We start from the raw sequence: 15,580 nt of genomic DNA, 5'->3' as shown, positions 1-15,580 counted from the left end.
CGCGCCTCTCGGGCCGAGCCGGGGCCGAACCGCCCCGCGCGGGCCCGTCGGTGCCGAACGGCACCCGCTTACGGCTCGCATCCCGGCCCCGTGCGCGCTAAGCGGGAGCTTCAGCCGCGCCGATCCAGCAGAACCGCCGGGACGATCACCATGGCGAGCCCCGTCGAACATGCGAGCTTCCTGCCGCCGGTCCTGACCTTCCTCACGGCGGCCGTGATCGGCGTGCCGATCTTCCGGCTGATCGGGCAGAGCGCCGTGCTCGGTTACCTCGTGGCCGGCGTGCTGATCGGGCCCTCCGGCCTGTCGCTGATCGCCGAGCCCGACACGGCCGCGAGCGTCGCCGAGATCGGCGTGGTGCTCCTGCTCTTCATCGTCGGGCTAGAGCTGCACCTGTCGCAGCTCGTCTCGATGCGCCGCGACATCTTCGGCCTCGGCGCCGCGCAGCTCGTCGTCTGCGCGCTCGTGCTCGGCGGCGCCGGCCTCGTGGCTGGCCTCAGCTTCGGCGCCGCCGCGGTGATCGGCCTCGCGCTCGCCCTCTCGGCCACCGCGGTGGCCCTGCAGCTCCTGGAGGAGCGGGGCGATCTCGGCAGCGCCTACGGCGCGCGCGCCTTCGCGGTCCTGCTGTTCCAAGACCTGTCGGTGGTCGGCATCCTGGCGCTGATGCCGCTGCTGGCCTCGGCCGGCGAGGCGACCGACGTCTCCTGGCTCGGGGAGGCCGCGGTCTCCACCGGCAAGGCGCTCGCGGCGATCCTCGCGGTGGTGCTGGTCGGCCGCTACGGCCTGAACCCGTTCTTCCGGCTGCTCGCGGCGAGCGGCGCCCGGGAGGTGATGACCGCCGCGGCGCTCCTGGTGGTGCTCGGCACCGCGCTGCTCATGGAGCAGGTCGGCCTGTCGATGGCGATGGGCGCGTTCCTCGCCGGCATCCTGCTCGCCGAGTCGAACTTCCGCCACCAGCTGGAGGCCGACATCGAGCCGTTCCGCGGCATGCTGCTCGGCCTGTTCTTCATGAGCGTCGGCATGTCGATCGACGGCGCGCTCGTGCGCGAGGTCTGGCCGGCCCTGTTCGGCGCGACCCTGGCGGCGATCCTGGTCAAGGTCGCCATCGTGGCCGGCCTGTTCCGGCTGTTCGGCTCGGACACCCTCGGGGCCCTGCGGGGGGCCGCGGTCCTGGCGCCCGCGGGCGAGTTCGCCTTCGTGCTGCTGCCGCAGGCCCAGGATCTCGGCCTCACCGGCGTCACGGCGACGCGCTTCGCGGTGGCGCTCGCCGCGCTGACCATGCTGATCGGCCCCATCGCCGCCAAGGGTCTCGACAAGCTGATCGAGCGGCGCAACGCGCGCAGCACCTTCGCGCTGGAGGAGCCCTCCACCGAGCTGTCCGAGAGCGGCGACGCGCGGGTGCTGGTGATCGGCTTCGGCCGGTTCGGGCAGGTGCTGACGCACGTGCTGATGGCCGAGGGCATCCCGGTCACGGTGATCGACAAGGACGTGGAGCAGTTGCGCGCCGCCTCGCGCTTCGGCTTCCGCATCTACTACGGCGACGGCACGCGCCTCGACGTGCTCCGCGCCGCCGGGATCGGGCGGGTCGAGCTGGTCTGCATCTGCGTCGACGACCGGGAGGGCGCCCTCAAGATCGTCGACATCGTCCACGAGGAATTCTCGAGCGTGCGGACCTTCGTGCGGGCCTACGACCGCCTGCACGCGGTGGAGCTGATGAACCGGGACGTCGACTACCAGATCCGCGAGACCGCCGAATCCGCCCTCGCCTTCGGGCGGGCGGCTCTGGAGGGGCTCGGCCTGTCGCCGGAGGCCGCCACGGCCCGGACCGACGACGTGCGCAAGCGCGACATCGCGCGGCTGGTCCTGCAGCAGGCGGGCGCCCTGCCGGACGGGTCCAGCTGGATGCGCGGCGCCGCGGCCGGGCTGAAGCCCGAGCCGCTGACCGCCCCGGTCCGGCCGGCCCGGGCGCTCAGCACCGAGACCCGCGACCTCGTGGGCAGCGACCGGCGCGAGGCCGCCGAGCGGCTCTTGGAGAAGCCCGCCCTGGCCCCGCAGGAGACGGAAGCCGCCGAGGAGTCCGATCCGGAGGCCGAGCTCGAGGCGGAAGGCAGCGCCCGGGATGCGTGACGGGCGGGATGTCTGACATGTCCGACGGGCCGCCCCCGGCGGAGGCGGGCCGCTTCGTCACCGGCTCGATCCTCCGCCACGTCGTGGTGATGGCGGCCACCGGCTCGGTGGGGCTGATGGCGATCTTCGTCGTCGATCTCCTGTCGCTGCTCTACGTCTCGACGCTGGGCGACCCGAACCTCACGGCGGCGGTCGGCTTCGCCGGCATCGTCCAGTTCTTCGCCACGGCGGTGAATATCGGCCTGATGATCGCCGCCGGCGCCCTGGTCGGGAAGGCCGTCGGCGCGCGCGACCGCGCGGCGGCGCGGCGCCTCGCGACCTCGGCGCTGGTCCTCGGCAGCCTCGTGGCCGCCCTCATCGCGGGGCTGATCGCGCTGCTGGCCGGCCCGCTCCTGGCCCTGATCGGCGCGCAGGGCGAGGCGCTGCGGGTGGCCGTCCTGTTCCTCTACATCACCCTGCCGTCGAACCTTCTGCTCGCCGCCGGCATGCTGTTCACCGGGCTGCTGCGCGCGGTCGGCGAGGCGCGGCAGGCGATGTCGGTCACCCTGGCCGGCGCCGTGATCACCGCGCTCCTCGATCCGCTGCTGATCTTCGGGGCCGGCCTCGGCGTCACGGGCGCGGCGATCACGGTCTGCGCGGCGCGTGCGACCTTCGTGGCGGTGGGCGTCCGCGGCGTCGCCCGGCACGGTCTCCTCGGCCGGCCGCGCCTGCCCGACCTGCCGGCCGACGCGGCCGCCCTGGCGGGTGTCGCGGGCCCGGCCGTGCTCACGAACCTCGCCCCCTCGGTGGCGAGCGCCTTCCTGGCGCGTCTGTTCGCCGGCTATGGAGCGGACGCGGTCGCGGCCGCGTCGGTGATCGACCGGCTGACGCCGGTGGCCTTCGGCGGCCTGTTCGCGCTGTCGGGGGCGATCGGCCCGATCCTGGCGCAGAACTGGGGCGCGGGCCTGTTCGATCGGATGCGCGGCGTGCTCGGCGCGGCGATCCGCGTGACTCTGGCCTACTGCGCCGCGGTCTGGCTCCTCCTGGCGCTGGCCCGGGGATGGCTCGCCGGCCTGTTCGGCCTGCAGGGGGTGGCGGCCGAGCTGTTCGGCTTCTTCTGCCTCGTCGGCGGCGCGATCTGGTTCTTCAACGGGCTCCTGTTCCTCGGCAACGCCGCCTTCAACAATCTCGGCTTCCCGCTGCGCTCGACGCTGCTGAACTGGGGCCGGGCGACGCTCGGAACGATCCCGCCGGCCATGCTCGGCGCGTCGCTCTACGGCCCCCGCGGCGTGGTGGCCGGGATGGGGGTCGGCTCCCTGGTCTTCGGCGCGCTCGGCATCCTGCTCGCCCGACGCACGGTCGACCGGCTGGAGGGGGTCGGCCCGCGCCGGCCGGAGCCGGACGTCGCCGCCGAGGCGCCCCACCGGGCGGCGCCGCTGCCGCCGGGCCACGCTCATCCCGAGCCGTTGAGCTGACACGGCGGCGCGGAGGCACAAGTTCCGCGGGTGGGAACTGGTATTTCCCCGCGCAAAGGGTCACGATGCCCTGTCCCGGGCGGTCCCGGCCGGGACAGGATCGAGGCGTCATGTTCAACCCGCTCGAGATGTTCCAGGCCCAGGGCGAGGCCGGGCTTCAGGCCATGGGCCAGCCGTTCGGCCTGACGACCGAGCAGACGGCCCGCGCCTTCGAGGCGCTGATGCCGGCCCTGACGCTCGGCCTCCAGCGCAGCGTCGGCCTGGACCCGACCGGCTTCGCGCGGATGTTCGGTCTGGAGGCCGCCAAGCCGGCGCCGGCGCAGGGGTTCGAGGCCCTCGGCCAGATGTTCGGCTCGGCGCAGCTGATGCAGGCGGTGCTGCGGCAGGCCTCGGCAACGAGCGGCGTCGGCGCGCAGGTCCTGCGCCAGATGTTGCCGATGATGGCGGGCGCCGTGGTGGCGAGCATCGTCCACGTCATGCTGAACCAGCCGCAGGCCGAGCCGGCGCGACCGAGCGCGCCGCCGCCGCCCGTGCCGTTCCCGTTCGGCCCGGCCTGGGCCGAGATGGCCAGGGCGATGATGCCGGCGGTCGAGCCGCCGGCTCCGCCGAAGCCGGCCGCCAGACCCGCCGCCAAGCCGGCCGCCAATCCGCAGGCGAGCGCGGGCGAGGCCGGCTCCGACATGTTCCAGCAGATGCTGCGCACCGGGGCCGAGGTTCAGGGCAACAACATCCGGGCGATGCAGGAGCTGTTCGAGACCTTCTGGCCCACCTCCGGCACGCCGTCCGCGAGCGCCGTGCCTCCGGCGCCGTCGGGCAGCCCGGCCCGGCCGGATCCGGCGCCGGCCGACCCCGCGGCCGGCAAGGGCCGGCGCGGCCGCCAGCCCGGCGGGACCGGTTGACGCGGGGGCGGGGTCCGGGCGGGCGTTGACCCGACCGATCGGAGCGGCACCCTGCCGGCGAGGAGACCCGTGATGAGCGATTACCTGACCGCCTGGGACGACCGCGCCGAGAGCCTCGGCGGGAACGGCGTCGCCAAGCGCACGATCCCGGGCTCGGGCGCCAGCCTCGTGCGCGTGGTCGTCCCGGCCGGCGTCTCGGCGCTGGCGCACAGCCACGATCACGAGCAGTTCGTGCAGGTGCTCTCGGGCTCGGGGATCCTGGAGACCGAGCGGGGCCGCGAGCCGTTCTCGGCCGGCAGCGTGTTCCACTTCCCGGCCGGGGCGTGGCACGCGGCCGCGTTCGAGACCGAGACGGTCCTGATCGAGACGAACCTCGCCCCGCGGGCCTGACGGCGCCGCCGCAGCGCGACACGCCGTCAGGCCTCAGCCGCCCGCCGAGGCGTCGAACTGCGCCTCCAGACTGACGATGCGCGCCACCGTGTCGCGCGCGTAGCGGATCGCGCCCTCGGCGGTGAGCAGCTGCCCCTCTTGCGGATTGAAGACGATACCGTCCGACTGGGCCGCGCAGGCCGCGACAGCCATCCACGCCCCGACGCAAGCCGGGAGCGTGGCGAAGTAGAAGGCATAGACGCACGTCCACGGCCCGCCGAAGTCGATGTCGGTATAGGTGTCCGTCAGATCCGACAGCGGAATGATCTGGCACTCGAAGCCGGCCTCGCGGCGCCGCCAAGTCGCGGGCAGATGCCCTTGCGTGGCCGGCGGTATGCGCGCGGCGTCGAGTTTCAGATCGAACCCGTTTTCGTGGATGGCCGCCTGCCATTCCGCCACGCCAGGCATCGCGCCCGCGCAGAGCGCGTAGGCTTCCATGCTCATGGCAACCTCTCTCCGAGTAGGATCGCGGATATTGACAGTCCCTTGACCGAGTTTCCTCGTCTCAAGTGAACCTCTATGACGGGAAAACTGTCATCGACGCCGACATCTCTGCGCAGTTCGCGCGCGCGAGCCGGCGTCTACTGCGCCTTGCCGGTCTTGATATCCCAGATCGCTTGAACCGGGGCAGCGCTGGTCCTGCCGTCGCGCGATGAAGGCCAGGCCGAGCCGAAGCTCAGCGATGGAATAATCCAGGACATCCGGCAGATCACAGTACCGCATCGCGTCTCTGACCCTCGAAACGTTCATGATTTATTCCATGACTTTTTTCCTTTTATCGAGCCGTTGGTGGCAGAGAAGGAAAATATGCCGGCATCACTCTCGAGGTCGCCGCGGCAGGCTGCGACAAATTATTCTTGGCGCGCGAGCAAAATGCCTGTGCTTGGCCTGAGCCCTCGGCGCGTGTAGGAATCCCACCTTCAACGCCCGCCCGTGCACGCCGACGAAAGGCCGGGCATCGCCCCTACCAGAACAGAGGCAGACCATGAGCGCCGGTACCGCCGCCGACAAGCACTTCTCCAACAGCTTCTTCGCCGCCCCGCTGACGGAAGCCGACCCCGAGATCGCCGAGGCGGTGGCCAAGGAGCTCGGCCGCCAGCAGCACGAGATCGAGCTGATCGCCTCGGAGAACATCGTCTCCCGCGCCGTGCTGGAGGCTCAGGGCTCGGTGCTCACCAACAAGTACGCCGAGGGCTATCCGGGCCGGCGCTACTACGGCGGCTGCCAGTTCGTGGACATCGCCGAGGATCTCGCCATCGAGCGCGCCAAGCGCCTGTTCGACTGCGGCTTCGCCAACGTGCAGCCGAATTCCGGCTCCCAGGCCAACCAGGGTGTGTTCCTGGCGCTCATGCAGCCCGGCGATACCTTCCTGGGCCTCGACCTCGCCGCCGGCGGCCACCTGACGCACGGCGCCCCGCCGAACGTCTCGGGCAAGTGGTTCAAGCCGGTCTCCTACACGGTGCGCCGCGAGGACCAGCGGATCGACATGGAGCAGGTCGCCCAGCTCGCCCAGGAGCACAAGCCGAAGGTGATCATCGCCGGCGGCTCGGGCTACCCGCGCCACTGGGACTTCGCCAAGTTCCGCGAGATCGCCGACTCGGTCGGCGCCTACTTCATGGTCGACATGGCCCACTTCGCGGGCCTCGTGGCGGCCGGCGTCCACCCGTCGCCGTTCCCGCACGCCCACGTCGCCACCACGACGACCCACAAGACCCTCCGCGGCCCGCGCGGCGGCATGATCCTGACGAACGACGAGGCGCTCGCCAAGAAGTTCAACTCGGCGATCTTCCCCGGTCTCCAGGGCGGCCCGCTCATGCACGTCATCGCCGGCAAGGCGGTGGCCTTCGGCGAGGCGCTGAAGCCCGAGTTCAAGATCTACGCCCGCCAGGTGGTGGAGAACGCCCGGGCGCTCGCCGACACGCTGATCTCGGGCGGCTACGACATCACCTCGGGCGGTACCGACAACCACCTGATGCTGGTCGACCTCCAGCGGAAGGGCCTCACCGGCAAGGCCGCCGAGGCGGCCCTGTCGCGGGCGCACATCACCTGCAACAAGAACGGCGTCCCCTTCGACACGCAGAAGCCGACCATCACCTCGGGCATCCGGCTCGGCACCCCGGCCGGCACCTCGCGCGGCTTCGGCGTCGCCGAGTTCAAGCAGATCGGCGGCTTCATCGTCGAGGTGCTGGACGGGCTCGCCGCCAAGGGTGAGGCCGGCGACAGCGCGGTCGAGGCCGACGTCAAGACCCGCGTCCACGCGCTGACGGACCGGTTCCCGATCTACGGCTGAGGCAAGAGGGCCGCTTGAGGCGGGGCCGGTCTTCCGGGCCGGCCCGCGGTGGATTAGGAAACGGCCGCGGATCCGACCGGTCCGCGGCCGTTTTCATGCCCGAGTAGCGAGATCCATGCGCTGTCCCTACTGCGGCGGCTCCGAGACCCAGGTGAAGGACTCGCGGCCCTCCGAGGACGGCGCCGCGATCCGGCGCCGCCGGGTCTGCCCGGACTGCGCCGGCCGCTTCACCACCTTCGAGCGCGTGCAGCTCCGCGAAGTCGTGGTGCTCAAGCGCTCGGGCAAGCGCGTGCCGTTCGACCGCGACAAGCTCCAGCGCTCCATCGACGTGGCGCTGCGCAAGCGCGCCGTCGATCCGGAGCGGATCGAGCGGCTGGTCAGCGGCATCACCCGGCAGCTCGAGAGCGCCGGCGAGCCCGAGGTGACCTCCGAGGCGATCGGCGAGCTGGTGATGGCGGGGCTGAAGGGCCTCGACGACGTCGCCTACGTGCGCTTCGCCTCCGTCTACAAGAACTTCCGCGAGGCCCGGGACTTCGAGGAGCTGCTCGGCACGCTGAGCGACGGCACGCCGGTACCGGCGGCCGCGCCGGGTCCGGAGGGCGACCCGGAGCCCGAGGCGTCGGGGCGGCGCCGCGCCGGGCGTCTATGAGCGGCGACCCGAACTTCATGCGCCTCGCCCTGGCGCTGGGCCGACGCGGGCTCGGCACCACCTGGCCGAACCCGTCGGTCGGCGCCGTCGTGGTCGAGCCCGAAACCGGCCGCATCCTCGGGACGGCGGCCACGGCGCCGGGCGGGCGCCCGCACGGGGAGCCCGTGGCGCTCGCCGCCGCCGGCGAGGCCGCCCGCGGCGCGACCCTCTACGTCACCCTGGAGCCCTGCTCCCATCACGGCCGCACGCCGCCCTGCACCGACGCCATCCTGGCTGCCGGGATCGCCCGGGTGGTCAGCGCCCTGGAGGATCCCGACCCGCGGGTGGCCGGGCGCGGCCACGACCTCCTGCGGCGGGGCGGCGTCGCGGTCGAGACCGGGCTGATGCGGGAGGAGGCGGCGCGCGACCATGTCGGCCACGTCACCCGGGTGACCCGCGGCCGCCCGGCCCTGCACCTCAAGCTCGCCCGCACCCGCGACGGCTTCTGCGCTTCCGCCGGGCCGGAGCGCCTGCGGATCACCGGGCCGGTGGCGGACGGGGCGGTCCACCTGTGGCGGGCCCACGCCGACGCAATCCTGATCGGCATCGGCACCGCCCGGGCCGACGACCCGTCGCTGACCGTGCGGCTGCCGGGCCTCGGCACGCGCTCGCCCCTGCGGGTCGTGCTCGACACGCATCTGCGGCTCTCCCCGGCGAGCGTCCTCGCCCGCACCGCCCGCGACACGCCGACTTTGGTGCTCACGACCCGCTCGGCCCCGGCCCACGCGCGGCGGGCCCTGGAGGCCCTCGGCGTCGAAGTCGCCACCGTAGCGGCGGACGCGGCCGGCGGGATCGACCTCCCGGCGGCCCTGGCGCGTCTCGGCGAGCGCGGCCTGACCCGCCTGTGCAGCGAGGGCGGCCCCCGCCTTGCGGAGGCGCTGGCCCGGGCCGATCTGATCGATGCCTGCACGCTGGTCACCGGGCCGGCGGAGCTGGGCGCAGCGGGCGGCCTGCCGGCCCTGGGCCCGGCCCTGGCGGAAGCCCTGGCGGGCGACCGGTTCCGGGAGGCCGAGCGGCTGCAGCTCGGGCCCGACACGGCCGTGACCTACGAACGCAACAGGACGTAAGCGATGTTCACGGGCTTGGTCAGCGCCATCGGCACGGTCGTCTCGGTCTCGGTCTCGGGCGACGGTGACCTGCGCCGGATCGCGATCCGCGCCGCCTACGATCCGGCGACGATCGCGCTCGGTGCCTCGATCGCCTGCGCCGGACCGTGCCTCACCGCCGTGTCGGTGGAGCCCGCCGCGGGCGGCTGCGTCTTCGCGGTCGACGCCGCCGCCGAGACGCTGGCGCGCACCACCGTCGGCAGCTGGGTGGCGGGCACGCGGATCAACCTCGAACGCTCCCTGAAGATCGGCGACGAGCTCGGCGGCCATCTCGTCACCGGCCACGTCGACGGCCTCGCCGAGATCGTGGAGCGCGTGAGCGTGACGGCCGATGCCTGGGGCGCCAGCGAGCGCTTCACCCTGCGGGCCCCGGCCGCCGTGAAGAAGTTCATCGCCGAGAAGGGCTCGGTCTGCCTCGACGGCACCTCGCTCACCGTGAATGCGGTCGCGGACGACCTGTTCTCGGTGCTGCTAATCCCGCACACGCTCCAGGTCACCACCTGGGGCGAGCGGCGGCAGGGGGACCGGCTCAACCTCGAGGTCGACCTGATCGCCCGCTACGCCGCCCGGCTCGCCGAGGCGCGTGCCGGCTGAGCCGGCCCCCGTCATTGCGAGCGCGGCGAAGCAACCCAGCGACACGCCCCGTCTGGCAATCACGCGCTGCCCTAGGTTGCTTCGCTGCGCTCGCGAAGACGGCGCGTCAGCGCGGCGGGATCGAGTAGGTGCCGGTGGCGTGGCAGACGAGGTCGGGGTTGCCCGCGGCGGTGATCGACACCTCGCCGACGGCGAGGCGCCGGCCGAGCTTGAGCAGCCGGCATTCGGCCACAAGATCCCCGATGGCGGGCCTGCGCAGGAAGTTGAAGGTGAGGCTCGTCGTCACCGCGAGCGCCACCGGACCGATATTGGCCAGGATCGCCGCGTAGAGGGCGTAGTCGGCGAGCTCCATCATGGCCGGCCCCGACACGGTCGCGCCGGGACGCAGGAAGCGCTCGTGGGCTTCGAGCCGCATCCGCGCCGAGAGCGGTCCCACGGCCTCGAGGTGGTAGGCACGCCCGCCCGCCTGCATCTGCGGGAATTCGCGGTCGAGGAAGTCGCTGGTCTCGGCGAGGGTGAGGATCGTGGCGGTCATCGCCCCATGCAGCACGGCGGTACCGCCGAGGCAATCACGAGGCCTTCGGAATCGCCGTCCCCATCGGAAGGTCCCGGTCGATCGGCCGGTGCCGTCTTGGCGAGCGGCGCGAAGCGATCCAGTCGGCGCTACACACACGGAAGTCGCGCAACCCTGGGTCACTTCGCTGCGCCCGTGATGACGGAGGGCTGCCGCCATCGAGGGTTTCGGCCGGACGCCACATCAGGACGGGGAACCGGGGCGGGAGGCGCCCTCCCGCCGTCCCGCTCAGAAGAAGATCGGCCGCGCGCTGGCGGTGATCTCGCCGAGCACCGCGCCGGTGGCCGGCTCGACCTCCTTGAGCACCACGTCGTAGCCCCAGAGGTCGGCGAGGTGCTGAAGCACGCGCTTGGCGTCGTCCTTCTGCAGGGTGATCTTGTTGATCGCCTTGTGGTGCAGGATCAGGCGCCGGTCGCCCTCCAGATCCACGTCCACCACCTCGATGTCGGGATCGAGCCACGCCACGTCGTACTGCCGCGCGAAGGAGCGGCGCAGCTTGCGATAGCCGCGCTCGTCGTGGATCGCCTCCACCCGCAGCTCCGGCTCGTCGGGATCGTCGACCACGTGGAACAGGCGCAGGTCGCGCATCAGCTTGGGCGACAGGAACTGCTGGATGAAGCTCTCGTCCCGGTAATTCTCCCAGCAGTCGCGCAGGACCGCCATGGCGTCGCCGACCCCCGCGATGTCGGGGAACCACGCCCGATCCTCCTCGGTCGGCTGCTCGGCGATGCGGGCGATGTCCTGCATCATCGCGAAACCGATCGCGTAGGGATTGTGGCCGCCGTAGGAGCGGTCGTCGTAGTTCGGCTGCCGGATGACGTTGGTGTGCGACTGCAGGAACTCGAGATAGGCCGCCTCGGTGATCTGCCCGGATTCCGACAGGGCGTTCATGATCCGGTAGTGGCAGTAGGTGGCGCAGCCCTCGTTCATCACCTTGGTCTGGCGCTGCGGATAGAAGTACTGGGCCACCAGGCGGACGATGCGCAGGATCTCGCGCTGCCAGGGGCGCAGGCGGGGCGCGGCCTTCTCCAGGAAATACAGGATGTTCTCCTGCGGCAGTTCGAGCAGCGCCTTGCGCCGCTCGGCGGCCGCGTCCGGACGCGCCGTGCCGATCTTCTGCGGCAGGGTGCGCCAGAGATCGTTGTAGATCTGCTCGCCGTGCTCGATCCGCTCGCGCTCGCGCCGCTGCTCGGAGGCGAGGTCCGGCCGCTTCTTGCGCGGGTAGCGGTGGACGCCCTGGCTCATCAGCGCGTGGGCGGCGTCGAGCACCTGCTCCACCGCCTGGTGGCCGTAGCGCTCCTCGCAGCGGGCGATGAAGCCCTTGGCGAAGTCGAGGTAGTCGAGGATGCCCTCGGCGTCGGTCCACTGCCGGAACAGATAATTGTTCTTGAAGAAGTGGTTGTGGCCGAAGGCGGCGTGCGCGATGACCAGCGTCTGCATCGTCGCCGTGTTCTCCTCCATGACGTAGGAGATGCACGGGTCCGAGTTGATGACGATCTCGTAGGCGAGCCCCATCAGGCCGCGGCGGTAGCCGGCCTCGTGCTGGGCGAAGTGCTTGCCGAACGACCAGTGCTTGTAGAACAGCGGCATGCCGATCGACGCGTAGGCGTCGAGCATCTGCTCGGCCGTGATGATCTCGATCTGGTTCGGGTACCACGACAGTCCCAGCTGCGGCCCGGCCACCGCCTCGCAGGCGTCGTGGATCCGCCGGATCGTGTCGAAATCCCAGTCGTTGCCGGTGAACAGCGGCTTCTGGTTGCCCGCGATGATCTGGGGCGTGCGTGCCTTGACGAGCGTCATGCGGCCTCCCGATCGGTCGATGCGTGCGACGGCATCACGCCTCCGCCTCGGCGCGGCCTTCCTTGCGCCCGAACAGCTCGCGGAAGACCGGGTAGATCTCCCGGCGGTGGTTGACCTTGCGCATGGCGATCGGGCCGCCGGCCTTGGCGATGGCCTCGTAGGTCCGCCACAGGGTGGTGCGGTGCTCGACGAAGCCGGCGCGGGGACCATTCTCGTCGCCCACCTCCAGATAGGCGAAGTGCTGGCAGGCCGGCAGGATGTGCGACCGCAGCAGCTCCGTGGAGGTCGGCCCGTCGGAGGAGACGTTGTCGCCGTCCGAGGCCTGGGCCGCGTAGATGTTCCAGTCGTTCGGGTCGTAGCGCTCGGCGATGACGCGCTTCATCTCCACGAGCGCCGACGAGACCAGGGTGCCGCCGGTCTCGCGGGAGCCGAAGAAGGTCTCCTCGTCCACCTCGGTCGCCCGGTCGGTGTGGCGGATGAACACGATCTCGACGTGCCGGTAGCGGCGCGTCAGGAAGATGTGCAGCAGGATGTAGAACCGTTTGGCGAGGTCCTTCATGTGCTCGGTCATCGAGCCGGACACGTCCATCAGGCAGAACATCACCGCCTGCGCGATCGGCCGCGGATAGGGCTCGAACCGGCGGAATCGCAGGTCGATCGGGTCGACGTAGGGGATGCGCTTCGCGCGCTCGCGCAGCCGGAACAGCGCCTGCTCCAGGTCCGGCCGCTCCGGATGCCCCTCGGCGAGGGCGTCGAGCCGGGCCTCCAGGGCCGCGACCTCGTCGGGCTTCGGGCGCTTGAGGGCGATCCGCCGCGACATCGAGTTGCGCAGGGTGCGGGTGAGCGCGAGGTTCGCCGGCGAGCCGGTGACCGTGTAGCCCGCCCGGCGCAACCCTTCCGTCTCGACGATGGCGAGGCGACGCTTGGCGAGGTCCGGCAATTCCAGATCCTCGAGGAAGAGCTCCAGGAACTCCTCGCGGGTGAGCACGAAGCGGAACGCGTCCTCGCTGTTCTCGCCGCCCTCCCCGCCCTCGCCGGCCCCGCGACCGCCGCCGCTGCCCGGCGGGCGCTCGATCGTGTCGCCCTCCACGTAGGTCTTGTTGCCGGGCAGGATGTGGTCCTGCAGGCCGGTGCCGGGCTGGCGCGAGAAGCGGGGCTCCCGGACGCCGTCCGCCGGCACGGTGACGCGGCCGTCCTTGCCAAGATCCTTGATGTCCTTCTCGCGGGCGGATTCGCGCACCGCGCGCTGGGCCACGTCCTTCACGCGCCTCAGGAAGCGCTGGCGGTTCGGGAGGCTCTTGCCGCCCGGGTTCAAACGTCGGTCGACGATGTGCATCCGCTGCGAAAACCCTCGTCCGCGTGCTCCGGCCGGGTCCGGACCCTTGTCGTACCATGCCGTCACCGGAGGGAAGGATCCCTCTTTGGCAGCAGGGCCGCGATCTTCGCCGGCCGGTCGTCCGAAACTGTGGCGGCGGAGGGTCGGTACGGGGCCCGGCCGATCCATCGGACGGGCCGGGCCCCGTCGCCCCTCAGCCGGCCTGCTTCACCCGCATGTACCACTCCACCAGGCGGCGGACCTGCCGCTCGGTGTAGCCGCGCGCGACCATGCGCTCGACGAACTCGCCGTGCTTCTTCTCGGTCTCGCCGTCCTTCTTCGAGCCGAAGGAGATCACCGGCAGCAGCTCCTCCACCTGGGAGAACATCCGCCGCTCGATCACCTCGCGCAGCTTCTCGTAGCTGGTCCAGCTCGGGTTGCGGCCGCCGTGCTGCGCCCGGGAGCGCAGGGCGAACTTCACGACCTCGTTGCGGAAGTCCTTCGGGTTGGCGATCCCGGCGGGCTTCTCGATCTTGGTCAGCTCCTGGTTCAGCAGCTCCCGGTTCATCAGCTGGCCGGTCTCGGCGTCCTTGAAGTCCTGGTCCTCGATCCAGGCGTCGGCGTAGTCGATGTACCGGTCGAACAGGTTCTGCCCGTAATCGTGGTACGATTCGAGGTAGGCCTTCTGGATCTCGTGGCCGATGAACTCCGCGTAGCGCGGGGCCAGTTCGGTCTTGATGAATTCCAGGTACTTCTTCTCGGTCTCGGGCGGGAGCTGCTCGCGGCGCAGCGACTGCTCCAGAACGTACATCAGGTGCACCGGGTCGGCCGAGACCTCGGTGGTGTCGTGGTTGAAGGTCGCGGCCAGCACCTTGAAGGCGAAGCGGGTCGAGATCCCGTCCATGCCCTCGTCGACGCCGGCCGTGTCCTTGTACTCCTGCATCGAGCGGGCGCGGGGATCGACCTCGCGCAGGGACTCGCCGTCGTAGACCCGCATCTTGGAGAAGACGTTGGAGTTGGCGTGCTCGCGGAGCCGGGACAGCACCGAGAACCGCGCCAGCATCTCCAGCGTGCCGGGCGCGCAGGCCGCGTCCGACAGCTCCGAGCCGGAGATCAGCTTCTCGTAGATCCGCTGCTCCTCGGTGACGCGCAGGCAGTACGGGACCTTGATCACGTAGATCCGGTCGATGAAGGCCTCGTTGTTCTTGTTGGTCTTGAAGGTCTGCCACTCGGCCTCGTTCGAGTGCGCCAGGATCACGCCGGTGAACGGGATCGCGCCGATATTCTCGGTTCCGACGTAGTTACCCTCCTGCGTCGCGGTGAGCAGCGGGTGCAGCATCTTGATCGGCGCCTTGAACATCTCGACGAACTCGAGGATGCCCTGGTTCGCCCGGTTCAGGCCGCCCGAGTACGAGTAGGCGTCGGGATCGGCCTGCGACAGCGTCTCCAGCCGCCGGATGTCGACCTTGCCAACGAGGGAGGAGATGTCTTGGTTGTTCTCGTCGCCCGGCTCGGTCTTGGCGATGGCGATCTGGCGCAGGCGCGACGGCCGGACCTTGATCACCTTGAAGCGCGAGATGTCGCCGTTGAACTCGTCGAGGCGCTTGAGCGCCCAGGGGCTCATCAGGCCGGTCAGGCGGCGGCGCGGGATGCCGTAGCGGCGCTGGATCTCCTCGCCCATCGTCTCGGGGTCGAACAGGCCCAGCGGGCTCTCGAAGACCGGCGACACCTCGTCCCCAGCCTTGAGTACGTAGACGGGGTGAACCTCCATCAGGAGCTTCAGCCGCTCGGCCAGCGACGACTTACCGCCGCCCACCGGCCCGAGCAGGTAGAGGATCTGCTTGCGCTCCTCCAGCCCCTGCGCGGCGTGGCGGAAGAACGAGACGATCCGCTCGATCGTCTCCTCCATGCCGAAGAACTCGCGGAAGGCCGGGTAGGTCCGGATCGTCCGGTTCATGAAGATCCGGCCGAGGCGCGAATCCCTGGCGGTGTCCACGAATTCCGGCTCGCCGATCGCCGCGAGGATGCGCTCGGCGGCCGAGGCGTACATCAGGGGCTCGTCGCGACAGGCCTCGAGATACTCGGAGAGCGTCATCTCCGTGTCGCGGCGGGCCTCGTACCCTCGGGCGAAGCTCTGGAAAAGGTCGTTCGTCGCATGCATCGGCATTCGATAACCCTCTCAGACCGTGACAGCTTCATCCTGTCTCGGCTCGGATGCAACCGACAGGCCCGCTTTTGTCGCAGTGCGGCGAGCATGGCGCCCGGCATGTCGATTGCATGCAACACTCAGGAGCGCTGAAGGCGTCA

The 15,580-nt window shown here is 71.0% G+C and carries 13 protein-coding genes; 8 read left to right on the top strand and 5 right to left on the bottom strand.

Translation table 11 applies throughout. The annotated features are described in order from the left end of the window. Positions 1-150 precede the first annotated feature (150 nt). The 4 genes from ACLBX8_RS19220 to ACLBX8_RS19205 all read left to right on the top strand — a co-directional run bounded on the left by ACLBX8_RS19220 (position 151) and on the right by ACLBX8_RS19205 (position 4,867). Positions 151-2,124, top strand: a complete 1,974-nt coding sequence (locus ACLBX8_RS19220) for a monovalent cation:proton antiporter-2 (CPA2) family protein (protein ID WP_091681850.1) — start codon at positions 151-153, stop codon at positions 2,122-2,124. A 17-nt stretch (positions 2,125-2,141) separates the two neighbouring features. After that, positions 2,142-3,578 carry an MATE family efflux transporter gene (locus ACLBX8_RS19215; RefSeq protein ID WP_447700046.1) on the top strand — a complete coding sequence of 479 codons (1,437 nt, stop codon included), beginning with the start codon at positions 2,142-2,144 and terminating at the stop codon, positions 3,576-3,578. A 110-nt stretch (positions 3,579-3,688) separates the two neighbouring features. After that, positions 3,689-4,477 (top strand): DUF937 domain-containing protein, encoded by a 789-nt coding sequence (locus tag ACLBX8_RS19210; RefSeq protein ID WP_447700047.1) that lies wholly within the window; start codon positions 3,689-3,691, stop codon positions 4,475-4,477. A 72-nt stretch (positions 4,478-4,549) separates the two neighbouring features. Next, positions 4,550-4,867 (top strand): cupin domain-containing protein, encoded by a 318-nt coding sequence (locus ACLBX8_RS19205; RefSeq protein ID WP_447700048.1) that lies wholly within the window; start codon positions 4,550-4,552, stop codon positions 4,865-4,867. Positions 4,868-4,900: 33 nt separating this feature from the next. On the opposite strand, the gene ACLBX8_RS19200 is transcribed toward ACLBX8_RS19205, so the two are convergent. Further along, a complete protein-coding gene (locus tag ACLBX8_RS19200) occupies positions 4,901-5,350 on the bottom strand; it encodes a hypothetical protein (protein WP_447700049.1) in 450 nt (149 codons plus the stop codon). 541 nt (positions 5,351-5,891) lie between these two features. On the opposite strand from ACLBX8_RS19200, the gene glyA reads away from it, so the two are divergent. From glyA to ACLBX8_RS19180, 4 genes are all read left to right on the top strand, one after another. Further along, entirely contained in the window at positions 5,892-7,196 is a 1,305-nt protein-coding gene (gene glyA, locus ACLBX8_RS19195; protein WP_012320887.1) for a serine hydroxymethyltransferase, read from the top strand. Between the two features lie 115 nt (positions 7,197-7,311). Beyond that, the gene (nrdR, locus tag ACLBX8_RS19190) at positions 7,312-7,845 is read left to right on the top strand and encodes a transcriptional regulator NrdR (RefSeq protein WP_447700050.1); all 534 of its coding nucleotides are present in this window, start codon (positions 7,312-7,314) and stop codon (positions 7,843-7,845) included. Then, entirely contained in the window at positions 7,842-8,951 is a 1,110-nt protein-coding gene (gene ribD, locus ACLBX8_RS19185; protein ID WP_447700051.1) for a bifunctional diaminohydroxyphosphoribosylaminopyrimidine deaminase/5-amino-6-(5-phosphoribosylamino)uracil reductase RibD, read from the top strand. The genes nrdR and ribD overlap by 4 nt, the downstream gene beginning before the upstream one ends. A 3-nt stretch (positions 8,952-8,954) precedes the next feature. After that, a complete protein-coding gene (locus ACLBX8_RS19180; RefSeq protein WP_447700052.1) occupies positions 8,955-9,584 on the top strand; it encodes a riboflavin synthase in 630 nt (209 codons plus the stop codon). A gap of 106 nt (positions 9,585-9,690) precedes the next feature. On the opposite strand, the gene ACLBX8_RS19175 is transcribed toward ACLBX8_RS19180, so the two are convergent. The 4 genes from ACLBX8_RS19175 to ACLBX8_RS19160 all read right to left on the bottom strand — a co-directional run bounded on the left by ACLBX8_RS19175 (position 9,691) and on the right by ACLBX8_RS19160 (position 15,440). Next, positions 9,691-10,119 (bottom strand): PaaI family thioesterase, encoded by a 429-nt coding sequence (locus tag ACLBX8_RS19175; protein WP_447715624.1) that lies wholly within the window; start codon positions 10,117-10,119, stop codon positions 9,691-9,693. 267 nt (positions 10,120-10,386) lie between these two features. Next, positions 10,387-11,958 carry a SpoVR family protein gene (locus ACLBX8_RS19170; RefSeq protein ID WP_091681862.1) on the bottom strand — a complete coding sequence of 524 codons (1,572 nt, stop codon included), beginning with the start codon at positions 11,956-11,958 and terminating at the stop codon, positions 10,387-10,389. A gap of 34 nt (positions 11,959-11,992) precedes the next feature. Then, positions 11,993-13,294, bottom strand: coding sequence for a YeaH/YhbH family protein (locus ACLBX8_RS19165; protein WP_447693683.1), 1,302 nt, complete (start codon positions 13,292-13,294; stop codon positions 11,993-11,995). Between the two features lie 193 nt (positions 13,295-13,487). Next, positions 13,488-15,440, bottom strand: coding sequence for a PrkA family serine protein kinase (locus ACLBX8_RS19160; protein WP_091979915.1), 1,953 nt, complete (start codon positions 15,438-15,440; stop codon positions 13,488-13,490). Between the last annotated feature and the right edge of the window lie 140 nt (positions 15,441-15,580).

This window comes from Methylobacterium sp. D48H, from assembly GCF_053345715.1.
The sequence above is the reverse complement of the archived record's forward strand: the minus strand, read 5'-3'. Positions and strand labels throughout refer to the sequence as shown.

Excerpts from the sequence above, each read along its gene's own strand:
- ACLBX8_RS19180 (WP_447700052.1), top strand. The coding sequence starts at position 8,955 with ATGTTCACGGGCTTGGTCAGCGCCATCGGCACGGTCGTCTCGGTCTCG.
- ACLBX8_RS19205 (WP_447700048.1), top strand. The coding sequence starts at position 4,550 with ATGAGCGATTACCTGACCGCCTGGGACGACCGCGCCGAGAGCCTCGGC.
- ACLBX8_RS19160 (WP_091979915.1), bottom strand. The coding sequence starts at position 15,440 with ATGCCGATGCATGCGACGAACGACCTTTTCCAGAGCTTCGCCCGAGGG.
- ACLBX8_RS19220 (WP_091681850.1), top strand. The coding sequence starts at position 151 with ATGGCGAGCCCCGTCGAACATGCGAGCTTCCTGCCGCCGGTCCTGACC.
- nrdR (WP_447700050.1), top strand. The coding sequence starts at position 7,312 with ATGCGCTGTCCCTACTGCGGCGGCTCCGAGACCCAGGTGAAGGACTCG.
- ribD (WP_447700051.1), top strand. The coding sequence starts at position 7,842 with ATGAGCGGCGACCCGAACTTCATGCGCCTCGCCCTGGCGCTGGGCCGA.
- glyA (WP_012320887.1), top strand. The coding sequence starts at position 5,892 with ATGAGCGCCGGTACCGCCGCCGACAAGCACTTCTCCAACAGCTTCTTC.
- ACLBX8_RS19200 (WP_447700049.1), bottom strand. The coding sequence starts at position 5,350 with ATGAGCATGGAAGCCTACGCGCTCTGCGCGGGCGCGATGCCTGGCGTG.
- ACLBX8_RS19170 (WP_091681862.1), bottom strand. The coding sequence starts at position 11,958 with ATGACGCTCGTCAAGGCACGCACGCCCCAGATCATCGCGGGCAACCAG.
- ACLBX8_RS19165 (WP_447693683.1), bottom strand. The coding sequence starts at position 13,294 with ATGCACATCGTCGACCGACGTTTGAACCCGGGCGGCAAGAGCCTCCCG.
- ACLBX8_RS19175 (WP_447715624.1), bottom strand. The coding sequence starts at position 10,119 with ATGACCGCCACGATCCTCACCCTCGCCGAGACCAGCGACTTCCTCGAC.
- ACLBX8_RS19210 (WP_447700047.1), top strand. The coding sequence starts at position 3,689 with ATGTTCAACCCGCTCGAGATGTTCCAGGCCCAGGGCGAGGCCGGGCTT.
- ACLBX8_RS19215 (WP_447700046.1), top strand. The coding sequence starts at position 2,142 with ATGTCCGACGGGCCGCCCCCGGCGGAGGCGGGCCGCTTCGTCACCGGC.